The sequence below is a fragment of the Spirosoma sp. 209 genome (assembly GCF_002006735.1).
In the GTDB taxonomy this organism is placed as follows: domain Bacteria; phylum Bacteroidota; class Bacteroidia; order Cytophagales; family Spirosomataceae; genus Spirosoma; species Spirosoma sordidisoli.
Map to the genome: position 1 here is coordinate 195,411 of NZ_MVEC01000002.1, position 12,644 is coordinate 208,054.

8 protein-coding genes are annotated in these 12,644 nt (G+C 57.1%); 2 read left to right on the top strand and 6 right to left on the bottom strand.

Translation table 11 applies throughout. The annotated features are described in order from the left end of the window. Positions 1-11: 11 nt before the first annotated feature. The 4 genes from B1C80_RS04055 to B1C80_RS04070 all read right to left on the bottom strand — a co-directional run bounded on the left by B1C80_RS04055 (position 12) and on the right by B1C80_RS04070 (position 7,575). Positions 12-1,445, bottom strand: coding sequence for a RagB/SusD family nutrient uptake outer membrane protein (locus B1C80_RS04055; RefSeq protein WP_077919785.1), 1,434 nt, complete (start codon positions 1,443-1,445; stop codon positions 12-14). Between the two features lie 23 nt (positions 1,446-1,468). Then, a complete protein-coding gene (locus B1C80_RS04060) occupies positions 1,469-4,501 on the bottom strand; it encodes a TonB-dependent receptor (RefSeq protein WP_077919786.1) in 3,033 nt (1,010 codons plus the stop codon). A 354-nt stretch (positions 4,502-4,855) separates the two neighbouring features. After that, positions 4,856-6,514 carry an alpha-L-fucosidase gene (locus tag B1C80_RS04065; protein WP_077919787.1) on the bottom strand — a complete coding sequence of 553 codons (1,659 nt, stop codon included), beginning with the start codon at positions 6,512-6,514 and terminating at the stop codon, positions 4,856-4,858. Positions 6,515-6,558: 44 nt separating this feature from the next. Then, positions 6,559-7,575, bottom strand: a complete 1,017-nt coding sequence (locus B1C80_RS04070; RefSeq protein ID WP_077919788.1) for a zinc-binding alcohol dehydrogenase family protein — start codon at positions 7,573-7,575, stop codon at positions 6,559-6,561. 133 nt (positions 7,576-7,708) lie between these two features. Here B1C80_RS04070 and B1C80_RS04075 point away from each other — a divergent pair, with 133 nt between their 5' ends. After that, positions 7,709-8,581, top strand: a complete 873-nt coding sequence (locus tag B1C80_RS04075; RefSeq protein ID WP_077919789.1) for an AraC family transcriptional regulator — start codon at positions 7,709-7,711, stop codon at positions 8,579-8,581. 51 nt (positions 8,582-8,632) lie between these two features. Here the strand turns inward: B1C80_RS04075 and B1C80_RS04080 are convergent, their stop codons facing one another. Further along, complete coding sequence (locus tag B1C80_RS04080; protein WP_077919790.1) at positions 8,633-10,597, bottom strand: response regulator; 1,965 nt, start codon at positions 10,595-10,597, stop codon at positions 8,633-8,635. Between the two features lie 220 nt (positions 10,598-10,817). After that, positions 10,818-11,216 (bottom strand): hypothetical protein, encoded by a 399-nt coding sequence (locus tag B1C80_RS04085; RefSeq protein WP_077919791.1) that lies wholly within the window; start codon positions 11,214-11,216, stop codon positions 10,818-10,820. 256 nt (positions 11,217-11,472) lie between these two features. On the opposite strand from B1C80_RS04085, the gene solA reads away from it, so the two are divergent. Next, positions 11,473-12,636: an N-methyl-L-tryptophan oxidase gene (solA, locus tag B1C80_RS04090; RefSeq protein ID WP_077919792.1), complete on the top strand. Its 1,164-nt coding sequence runs from the start codon at positions 11,473-11,475 to the stop codon at positions 12,634-12,636. Positions 12,637-12,644: the final 8 nt, after the last annotated feature.

Here is a 12,644-nt window from a genome sequence, read left to right on the forward strand (position 1 = left end):
CGGCGCGGGGGTTAATAGCCTGTATTTTGGGTCAGATTAGGGTTGACATCCCGCTCGGCCTGAGGAATGGGGAAGCGCTCGCTGATTCCTTCCCGGAAGTTAGTTTTGCCAATCGAGCGCATGAAAGCCGCAGCATCGCCCCACCGTACCAGATCGAACCAGCGGTGACCTTCCATACCCAACTCTACCCGGCGTTCATCTTTGATTGCCTGCCGAAGCTGGACCTGCGAAAGTGACGAACTCAGGGCCGGCAGCCTGACGTCCGGACGGGCCCGTACCTGATTGATAGGCGCCAGCGCTTCTGCCGTTTTGCCCGACTCATTCAGGGCTTCGGCATACATCAGCAACAAATCGGCATACCGCATCAGGATGAAATTTTTCGGGTCGTCGCTTCGGCCGATGTTCGCTCCTTTACCCACTACGTACTTACGCGAGCCGTAGCCAGTCGATGACGAAGCCGGATTGAACGTAATTCCCTGAAACACATCGCCCGCCTGAAAAATTGTGAAGCCTTTCCGGGGATCGTTAGCCGCAAACGAGCTTACAAAGTTCTGGGTAGGCTGTGCCCAGCCGTAGCCGCCGTCCAGCGTGAAGCCCGAGCCACGGGGCGCGTCGTAGTTGTTGGTCGCGTTGCCCAGACCGCCCAGAAACGAGGCATACTGAATCTCGAAAATAGACTCCCGGTTGTTTTCCGTAGCCAGTTCGAAATTGTCGAAGTAACGATCTGTTAGGCTATAGGCGCGTGAATCGACAACTTCTTTCACCTTGCTGGCGGCTTCGGCCCATTGCTTCCGGTACAGGTAAACTTTGGCCAGAAACGCCCTGGCTGCTCCCTGCGTAGCCCGCCCCAGATCAGCGGCAGCGTAGGTAAGCGGCAGGCTTTTCTCGGCTGCCTGAAAATCGGCGACGATCTGCGCATATACCTGATCGGCGGGGGTTCTCGACACCAGAAATTCGCTGGCGTTGAACTGCGGTTTGGTAATCAGCGGTACGTCGCCGAAAAGCAGCACCAGGTAGTGATACGACAGCCCCCGCAAAAACGACGCTTCGGCCAGAATCCGCGCTTTCAGGCTGGCGTCCATCGCGATGGCAGGCACCCGTTCGAGCACCAGGTTGGCCCGGAATACGACCTGATACAACGATGTCCAGGAGCTTCTGACGGCCGGATTATCGGCATTTACGGTAAAATTCTCGATCGCTACCCAGTTGGCATCATCGCCATAGGTATTTGAATCGCCCGCCTGGTTATTGCCGTAATAGGCAAGACCAAACTGACCAACGCCATTGTACATCAGTGGCTTGTAAGCCGCGTTGATGGCCCGGACTGCATCGTCGGCAGTCTGGTAAAAGTTATCGGCCGTCACCGCATTCAGCGGTTGTTTTTCCAGGAAATCATTCTGGCAACCGGCCAGGCAGAGTGCGGCTGCTACGAGTATCTTTTTCATAGAGATTATGGTTGGGGAACCCGTTAAAAATCGATGTTGATACCGCCCAGGATGGTACGGGGCTGCGGATAGGTCATCAGGTCGGTGAAGTTATTATCGATACCCGCCCCCACTTCCGGGTCGAACCAGGGATAAGGCGTAAGTGTCAGCAGGTTCTGGCAGCTGGCGTACACCCGCAGCCGACCCAATCCCAGCGTCCCTTTCGGCAGGGTATATCCCAGCTGCAGGTTACGTATCCGCATGTAACTGGCGTCATATACCCAGAAACTAGACGTACGCCGGTTGTTGCTGGGGTCGCCCCAAACCAGCCGGGGCACGCGGTTACTGGTTCCCGGTCCGGTCCAGCGGCTCAGGTAATCGGCGGTTGTGTTGTCGAAGTTGTCCATGAGCCGTCGACCACCGGTTCCGTCGAGGTAGAGTTCACGCCCCTGAATGCCCTGCACAAAAATGCTCAGGTCGAACCCTTTGTAGCTGGCATTGGCCGTCAGACCGTACGACAGGCGCGGAATGGTATTACCGATATAGTCACGGTCAAGGTCATTGATGATGCCATCACCGTTTATATCTTTCCATTTGATGTCGCCGGGCTGGGCATTCTGCTGCCGGGCGTGACCGTCAATCTCGGCCTGATTCTGGAAAATACCCTCCTGCACATAGCCGAATATGGAGTTGATCGGCTGCCCCTCGGCGGTTTTGAACACGCCCGAGATAATGGGCAGACCCGCCAGCGAGATCACCCGGTTCTTAATGGCTCCCATATTGGCGCTCACGTCCCAGCGAAACGGACCTGCGTTTTGCCGGTAGGTGACGGCCAGCTCGAAGCCCGAGTTACGCACGGCCCCCACGTTCTGGTACGGCGCGGTGGTAACCCCCGTAGTCCCCGGAATAGGCACCTGCACCAGCATGTCGCGGGTATCCTTAATGAAGTAGTCGGCCGTTACCGACACCCGGTTGTTGAGCAGGGCCAGGTCAACACCAATATCCTGCATCGTAGTAGTTTCCCACCGGATATCCGGGTTTCCCAGTGCCGTGGGAGCTACCCCCGGCGCCACCGTCTGGCCGCTGCCGAGCACGTAGTTCTGACCCAGGTTCAGACCCGTCGTGAACGAGTACAGCCCGATCTCCTGGTTACCGAGCTGGCCCCAGCTGGCCCGCAGCTTCAGGTCGTTAATCAGCCGCACATTTTCCATAAACGGCTCACCCGAAATACGCCAGCCGGCCGCGAAAGACGGGAACACCCCATACCGATTACCCGCCCCAAAGCGCGACGACCCATCGACCCGGAGGTTGGCTGAGAGCAGGTACTTCTCGTCATAGTTGTAATTAACCCGGCTCAGAAACGACCGAATCGACCATTCGGATGCGCTTCCCCGGGCCCGGTCGTTCAGCGCACCCGCGTCCAGCACCCGAATGTCATTATTGGGGAAACTCTCGCGGTGGGCCGTGAAATTCTCGAAGCGGTTAGACTGCTGAGTGATACCGGCCAGCGCCGAAATACCGTGTTTACCGATTTTCTTATCGTACGAGAGGAGGTTTTCGTTGAGCCACGTCAGGTTGATGACATTGGACCGGTCGAGCGAATTGACCGTATTGGTTCGACCGCCGAACGCGTAGGTAGGTACGAAATTGGTGCCGTTCTCAAAGATGATGTCAGTACCGATGGTAGCCCGAAACTTCAGTTCAGGAGTAAACTGATATTCGCCGTACACATTGCCGAGCAACCGGTAGCGGGCCAGGTCGTTCTGAAACAGGTAGGCGCTCCCGAGCGACGAAAGGTATCCGATCTGTTCGCCGGGCAGGGTAGCATAGCCATAGTTCCCATCGGGCATATATTTCGGAATCGTGGGCGAGAACCGAATGGCGTTCACGAAGGTCTCGTTCCACTGGCCGCTGGTCTGGTTACCGCGCGTCAGCGACAGGCTGTTGCCGAATCGCAGTTTTTTAAGCACCTGATGGTCTGAGGTGACGTTCAGCGAGTACCGGTCGTAGCCCACGCCAATGCCGATACCGACCTGATTGAAGTAGCCCAGCGATACGGAATACTGCGATTTCTCGGACCCACCCGATACCGACAGATGGTAGTTCTGAATGGGAGCCGTCTGGAAAATCTCCCCGATTTTATCGTTACCCACTCCCAGCGAATCCGGGTTATTCCAGTAGGGAGCCAGACCGGCGTTTCGACGGGCTTCGTTCTGTAACGTCGCAAACTCGCGTGCGTTAGCCATCTTTGGCAACCGCCAGGCTTTCTGGGTGCCGTAATACATGGAAAAGCTAACCCGCCCAACCCCGGCTTTGCCTCGTTTGGTCGTGATCAGCACCACTCCGTTAGCGGCCCGGGCGCCGTAAATAGCCGACGAGGCCGCGTCTTTCAGTACCGTCATCGACTCGATATCATCGGGGTTGATATTGGCAATGCCGCCATCGGTAATAACGCCGTCGATAACGTACAACGCATTGCTGTTACCAGTCGTGCCAACGCCCCGTACGCGAATGATGGCATTGTCGCCAGGTTTGCCGGTGTTCTGGGTAACCTGTACTCCGGCAGCCCGACCCTGCAGCGCCTGGCCCACGTTCGTATTGATGGTATTATCGAAATCACCGGCTGAAATGGCCGACACGGCTCCCGTCAGGTCGGCTTTGCGCTGGGTTCCGTAGCCCACGACGACCACTTCATTGAGTGATTTGCTGTCGGTCCTGAGGGTTACATCGACCGTAGACTGATTGCCGATGGGTATTTCCTGGGACACATAGCCGATAAAAGAGAACACCAGCACCGTCCCTGTCTCGTCGGGGATACTCAGCCGAAAGGCGCCATTGGCATCGCTGGAAGTACCGCGGGTAGTGCCTTTGATCTGAATGTTGACCCCCGGCAACGCTTCCCCGTTATCACCGGTTATTTTCCCCGTAACAGGCCGGTCAGCCTGCAAGGTTGATGAGTTTATCATGACCGAATGGTTAGAAGCGGCATAGACCGACAGACCGTTGCCTGTTCCGAAGAATAGTATACAGGCCGGAAGCGCGGACAATTTCCAGGCGCGTAAAACGTGCTGTTTCATAAGTTGATAGGTGAAAAAAGGCCTGAAATAGAAAGCAGTATCCGCCCCTGGGCAGGACAGAACACATGAAAGAAATACACTGATAATCAGAAAGTCCGGCCAGACAAGTCAATTCTAAATAGAACGATACAAAGGAAAAGTATTTCTTAATTTATAGGGTTTATATATTATCTGATTAGTAAGTTATTTTAACCTTTTACAGTATTTAACCCTTGTTAAGTAGGAATAATCTTATAAACCTTACCCATAGCTTCGTCAGTCGCCCACTACAAGCCCTTCGATACCTGAGCAAAACAAAAAGCCAGCAAACAAGACTGTTCGCCGGCTTTCAACCACTTATGATTTACGCCTTACTTACACGATCCGGAGGCAGTGGGCATAGTCGCCGGTTTTACGGGCTGGCAGCGTTACTTCCAGCGCTTCGGCCGTTCGGTTTATAGACAATGGGCCGGTATGTCCCATCAGTTCAACCTGTTTTACGGATTGGTCCCGGGCCGCGGCTGCGTTGGTGCCCAGGTTTTTAATACGCACGACACCACTGGCCGGCCATCCCATCACAATCGCATACAGGGTGTTTCCTTTCTGGGTAAACCGAATATCTTCGGGGCCAAACGGTTTTCCTTTTCCTTCGTTAAAGCCCTGAGCACTGAGCGGAGCGGCCGATTCGAGAGCGGGGCCTTCGCCAAATACCCGCCACGGACGGGTCCCGAAAATGCTTTCCTTATTGACAGCCATCCAGCTGGCTATGCCTTCTACCACCGCCGTTTCTTTTTCGTCGATGCTGCCATCGGCGCGGACAGGTACGCTCAGGAGGAGGTTACCGTTTTTGCTGACCACATCGGCCAGGGTATGAATCACCGTCTGGGGCGTCTTGTACCGGTTACCCTCGTAGACGCGCCGGTCGTAGTGCCAGCTCCCGATGCAGGTGTCGGTTTGCCAGACAAAGGGCTCGATCTGGTTCGACTGGCCGCGCTCAATGTCCCAGACCATGCATTTCTGCTGGTCGGGCGTCAGAATTTTACCATTCACAACGGCTTCCAGCTTACCACCGTGGCGCTTCATGTTGCTGTTGTACAGGTGGGCCGCAATCCGCAGCCCCGCATCGCTGACCGGCCAGAGTGGTAGCGCCGTATCATCGAAATAGACCACCTCGGGTTCGTACTTGTTGATCAGGTCAACGGTGCGGTTGTAGAATTTTTCGATGTACTCGCTCGTCGGTACATTGGCGCCGTTCCCCCACTCCCACTGCCGGTGGATGGTATTGGTTTTTTCACTTCCCTCGCTCAGGGCGTGGTTCTGGGCATACAGTTCCTGAGGGTCGTAGCCTTCCCACCAGGTACCTTTTCCGTCGGCTTTGGTCAGTTTCCCGTCATAGGGTACGCCCGCCAGCGGCCCGTTTTTGTCGGCGCGCTGGGCGGTTTCGTACCAGGTCCAGGCATGGGCAGCGTGTATACTGACCCCAAACCGAAGCCCATGCTGACGCGCAGCCCGGGCCCAGCCCCCGATGATATCTTTCTTGGGCCCCAGCCGGGTCGAGTTCCAGGACTGGTACTTGCTGTCATAGTTGTCGAAATTGTCGTGGTGATTCGCCATTGCCATGAAATACTGCGCCCCGGCCCGTTTGTAGAGGCTCAGTAACTGATCAGGATTCCAGTTTTCGGCTTTCCACTGATGAATAACGTCCTTAAAACCAGCTTTGGAGGGATGGCCGTATTTCTCGATGTGGAACTTGTAGTCGTTGCTGCCTTCGTCGTACATCGATCGTGCGTACCAGTCGCCATGTTCGGGCTGGCATTGGGCGCCCCAGTGGGCCCATATACCAAACTTCGCATCGCGGTACCAGTCGGGTACGCTATACTGCCGGAGCGACTCCCAGGTGGGCTTGAACTTTCCCGTTGCCATTGGCTCGCCAGGGCCAGACCAGGCAGCGGGGCGTGCCCAGGCGGGCAGCTGTGACAAATACCAGCTGGGTACCAGGCCCCCTATCCCCTTCAGGATGTGTCGTCTGTTCATTAAAATACTGGATTAAGGGTTTACGAATAATCAGTTTGTATTGATCAGGGTAGGCTCACCATGGCTTTGATCACGCCCGTGTCGGGATCGAGCCAGCTGCTGAACTGGTCACCAACCTGATCGAACAGAACCCGATGGGTAATGTAGCTGGAGGCATCGATATGACCGGCCCGGATGGCGTCGATGACCTGATCGAAATCGGCGCGGGTGGCGTTGCGGCTGCTCATGAGGGTGGCTTCCCGTTTGTGAAATTCAGGGTGGCTGAAGCTGATGGGTTGCCGCTGGAGACCGACCAGTACGTAGCGACCACCGTGGGCCATGTAGCTGAAACTCTGCTCAATGGCTTTCAGATTACCGGTAGCGTCGATGATCACCGTGGGCATGTCTCCGCCGGTATAGGCACTGATCGCCTGAAAAGCGTCTTCGGTGCGGGGGTTAACGGTACGGGTTAGTCCGAACTGCTGCCGACAAAAACCAAGCCGGCTGTCGTTAACGTCCAGCGCTGTTACCTGCGCGCCGGCCAGTTGCGCAAACGCGATGATGCCCAGGCCGATGGGCCCCGCGCCGACCACCAGCACATGCTCACCCGCCTGTACGCCCGCCCGCCGAAGCCCATGCACCCCGATAGCCAGTGGCTCAACCAGCGCCAGCTCGTCGTAGGTCAGGCCGTGGCCATGAAGCAGCGCGTAAGCTGGTACCATCAGGTATTCGGTCATACCGCCGTCTATGTGGACCCCGCAAACCTGCATCCGTTCGCAGCAATTGGTCTTGCCAACCCGGCAGGCTATGCAGCGGCCGCAGTGAAAGTACGGCATAATGGTAACGGCCTCGCCGGGAACGAAGCCCGTATCGCCGTCGATATCGACCAGTTCGCCCGCCAGTTCGTGTCCCAGCACGCGCGGATAGCTGAAATACGGCTGCGTACCCTCATAGGCATGCAGGTCGGTGCCGCAGATACCGATTCGGGTGATCCGGATGATCGCACGCCCAGGCTGGAGCGCTGGCAGCAAGTCGGTTCGATAATCCAGTTGACCAGGTGCGGTGCAGGTAAGTGTTTTCATACAGAAGGGCGCTGTGATCCCCAGCGCAAAGGACTACTATTTCTTTTTTCCGATTAATTAGTAAATTACCAACATAGTAAGCTATTTTAACCTGTTTACAACATTAAGACCCGTTTTTACGTGTACTAATGTAATGAAGCCTCAACGTTTACAGGTCGCTACAGCCCCCAACCGATCGTTCAGCGTTCGGCGTGACCACCTGCCCAACATCAACAGCCGCTGGCACTGCCATACTGAAGTGGAGCTGATTCACTTTCACCGCGGAAGTGGCACCCAGTTTGTCGGCGATAACATTCGCCGGTTCCACCCCGGAGATGTGGTGCTGGTTGGCACTAACCTGCCTCACTACTGGCACTACGACCGGGACGACGCGGCCGAAGCCAGCCAGCAACCTTATTCGACCGTTATCCATTTCACCGAAAACTTCTGGGGCGACCGGTTTCTGAGTCTTCCCGAGAACGCGGTGCTGAAAGCCGTACTGGACCGGGCCCGGCGGGGCATCCGGCTCACGGGTGAGGCCGGTCAGCGGGTGGCCGGCCTGATGGAAACGCTGTATAAAGCCGAAGGAACGTACCAGCTGATTGCGCTGATGGAGTGTCTGCTGTCGGCCAGCCAGGCCGACGAAAGCTGCCTGCTGGCGTCGATGGGCTTCCAGCACGAAGCCTCGGAGGTGGAACATGAGCGGATAAACACCATCTACGCTTACACGCTCAACCATTTTCAGGAAAAGATCCGGCTCGACGATGTAGCGTCGCTGGCGGGCCTGGTTCCGAATTCGTTCTGCCGCTATTTCAGGTCCCGAACCGGCAAGCAGTATACGCAGTTCCTGCTGGAGATCCGCATCGGCAATGCCTGCAAGCTCCTCATCAACACGAACATGAGTATCAAGCAAATTTGTTACGAAAGCGGGTTTAATAATTTTACCTGCTTCTACAAAAAGTTTAAGCACATTACCGGCAAGAGCCCCCTCCAGTACCAGCGCTCGTTTGCCACCAGGCCCCTGTAACCGATCAGAACGCTCCGGGCCGTACCGGTGCCGCGGGCTCAACTCCTCCGGTTAGCCTTTGACGTAAGCGGTTGGCGTCTGCTTATAAAACTCCCGGAACACTTTCGTGAAATAAGACGGGGTTTCAAAGCCCACCAGATACGCCGTTTCGGCCGCGCTATGGCCCAGCCGCAGCAGGTCGATGGCTTTGCGGAGTCGGTATTGCCGAATCAGCTCCACGGGCGAGAGGTGGGTGAGGTTATGTATTTTCAGGTACAGCGCTTTCCGGCTCATGGCCAGTTTGTCGGCCAGCCATTCCACACTCAGGGTAGAGTCGTCCAGATGTTCTTCGATGAGCGTGTATACCTTTTTGAGAAACTGATCGCCGACGGTATCCAGTGGCGTGGCGCTATCGGGTTGGGCCAGCTGCTGCCGGTAATGTTCCCGCAGGCGTTGCTGGCTGTTTAGCAGGTTCCGCAGCCGCAGCCGCAGTTCGCCCAGGTGAAACGGTTTGGCCAGGAAATCGTCGGCGCCCAGGCTCAGTCCCCGCAGTCGCTGCTCCTCGCCGACGCTGGCCGTAAGCAACACAACCGCAATATGATCCGTGGCCGGATCGGACTTCAGCCGCTCAATCAGGTCGTAGCCGTCCAGCCGGGGCATCATCAGATCGGTAATCACGATCGCCGGTAGCTCTTCTTTGGCCAGAACCCAGCCATCGTAGCCGTTAGCCGCCGACCGTACGCGGTAGCTCGTAGCCAGTTCGGTCGTCATGAATTCGCGCAGTTCGGCATTGTCTTCAACGACCAGGACCAGCGGGGTCGACTCAGCACCGCTGGTGGCCGGTTTTTTAGCTGCGCTGCCGGGTAGGGCCGGCAGGTCGATCACCAGGTCGGGGACTATGGCCGCCGGAGTTGCCAGCGCTTCGCTCGTGCGCTGAACGGGTAAATCCAGCACGAACACCGTACCCGACTCGCCGTTAGGCCCATCAATCTGGCTGTCGACTTCAATGGCCCCGCCCAGCCGCAGGGTCAGTTCGCGTACCAGCGCCAGGCTGATCCCGGTACTGTCGTTGGACCGGATGCGCAGATTATCGCCCTGATAAAAACGGTCGAAGATATGGGGCAGCTTATGCGCCGTGATGCCGATGCCGGTATCGCGAACCGTCAGGCGAACGCCCGTGGTCGTTTGCCGGAGCGAAACGGTTATCGAGCCAACGTCGGTGAATCGAATGGCGTTGGTCAGCAGGTTGAACAGGATCGTTTCCCATTTGCCGGCGTCGAACCGGTAGCTCCCCGCGGGCAGGTCGGTCTCGTACACTAGCTGCAGATTTTTTGTCGCCGTTGAGGGGCGGAACAGCTCGACGACCTGCCCCACAAATTCGGGCAGATCCCCGATCTGGTCGACCAGCTCTACCTGCCGGGCTTCGAGCTGGTCGATGGCCAGCAACTGATCAATCAGGCGCAGGCTCTGGCGGGCATTCCGACGCACCGTAAGCAGCTGCTCGCGCAAACCGTCGGGCAGGTCTGCCGTCTCCAGCAGTTTATCGACCGGGGAAACGATCAGCGACAGTGGGGTTCGCAGCTCATGGGTGATGTTGGTAAAGAAGCGCGTCTTCACCTCGTCCATGAGCTTCAGCTCCCGGGCCTCCCGCATCTGCCGAACGTGGTGGGTGGCTTTGACGAGGGTTGCTTCGAGGTCTTCGAAGTCGATGGGTTTGGTAATAAAGTCGAAGGCCCCCCTGTTCATCGCCGTCCGGATGGTATTCATGTTGCCATAGGCGGTGATCATGACCGTACACAGCAGCGGGTTGGTTCGGGTTATGCGATCCAGCAGGGTCAGTCCATCCATGCCGGGCATGTTGATATCCGTCAGCACCAGATCGATATCGGGCTGCTGTTCCAGAATCGACAGAGCCTCCTCCGCATCCTGGCTAAAGACAAATTCGTAGGTTCCTTTTTGAATAGCCTGGCGGAAACGCTGGCGAAACAGAGCCGCCAGATCGGCTTCATCGTCCACCAGAAGTAATTTGGTCTTCATCGATCAGCTAGCAGCACGTAATAAGCTCGTTGGGAAAGGTAAGCCGGTCCTGCGTGTACAAGCCCAACCCGGAGCCAATGTACTACACAAAAATCGTTTGACCAGCTATAGCTATACCATCGGACTGGTTTATACACAGACGGCACGATCCCTGACCGTGCCGTCTTGATTGAGGTAGTTAATCGGGTTACTGAGGAAAGGCTACAGACGGATTATCTGTTTAGTTCAGCACAACGCGTCGGGGGCTGGCTACCGGCTGTTTGGTAGCGAGCGTCAGCTCGTGAGTCGTGGTGTCTACGCCGTTGGAAACAACCAGCTGATAGGCACCGTCGGGCAGGTTGCTCACATCCAGCTGCATACGGGTCATCGTCTGATTCTTGCCAACCTGTTGAGCAAATAGCTCCTGGCCGGCAGCGGTCATCAGTCGAAGCGTAACGGCGCCACCGGTTTGTTTATCGAGAGCCACTTTAACTTTCCCTTCGGCGGTGATATAGACACCGCTCTGGAAGGTAGCGATGCGGGCGGGGCGACGGCCGGGGTTACCAGCGGCCAGCGAAACAGTCAGGCTGATCAGGATCAGCGAAAAGGCAACGAGCAGGGGTTTGATGAGCGTTTTCATGATTGTATGGAGTTGAATCGGTTTGTCCGTTTTGGATAGATCAAAGGTCGGCCAGACCGGGCGGAGCGCCTGTCACAAATGAGTCAATCCCTGTTACTTTTGAGAATGGATACCAGACGAACCGGTTGGGCGTCCTCCAGCCGCTGATTTTTATGGCTACAGACCGTCCCAACCAAACCCATACCCCTACTTTTGCCCGGCAGGCTGGCCTGTGCCCCTGCGGCCATGACCTCACCCCCACACCTAAGTACAGTCTATGATCTTCGATGCTATTGTTGTTGGGCTTGGCGCCATGGGCAGTGCCGCCCTCTACCAGCTCTCGGCCCATACGCCTAGAGTGCTGGGCTTTGACCAGTTTTCGCCCCCGCATACGATGGGGTCGACCCACGGCGATACCCGAATAACGCGGCAGGCCATTGGCGAAGGTGCCCATTTTGTACCGCTGGCGCTGCGCTCCTATGCCATCTGGCGCGACCTCGAGCAACGTACCGGTCATCAGCTGCTGACCAGTACGGGTGGGCTGTTCGTGGGGCAGCCGAACTCAACGGTGGCTATGCATCATAAGCCGGGCTGGCTCGACACTACCATCCGGGCCGCCGAGCAGTTTGGCATTCCCCACCAGGTACTGGATACCAAGTCGCTCCGGCAGCAGTTTCCCCAGTTCCGATACCGACCGGGCGACATTGGGTATTTTGAAGAAGAAGCCGGTTTTCTGCGGCCGGAACGCTGCGTGACTGCCCAGCTGGAACAGGCCCGGCAGCAGGGCGCTACCGTTCGTACGCAGGAGCGTCTGCTCGGGTTTACGGCCACCGATGGCGGCATTCGGGTACAGACGGATCAGGGGGTCTACCACGGCCGGAAGCTAATCCTGACAACTGGTTCCTGGATCACCGAATCGCTGCGCCAGACCCCGTATCGCGAGTTGCTGACGGTGAACCGGCAGGTGCTGTACTGGTTCGGCATCGAAGGCGACTATACCCGCTACACACCCGATGCCCTGCCGGTGTTTATCCTGAACGAACGGAATGTATACGGGTTTCCGGCGGTGGGTGGCCCAGAGGGAGGGATCAAGCTGGCCACAGAAACCTACGAGCACGCCACCAGTCCGCACACGGTAGACCGGACCGTCAGCGAGTCGGAAACCCGGCAGATGTACGAGCAGTACGTTGCGCCTAATTTCGTCGGGATTGGGCCACGGTGCGTGAAGTCGGTCGTTTGCCTCTACACCATGACGCCCGACGGCGACTTTATCATTGATCAGCACCCCGAGCATCGCGACGTCCTATTGGCTTCGGCCTGCTCGGGACATGGCTTCAAACACTCAGCCGCGGTTGGGCAGGTGCTGGCCGAGCTGGCCCTGGAGGGCCGGACCGGGTTCAACATCAGCCCGTTTCAGCTAAGCCGCTTCGACCGCTCCTGACGACGGTA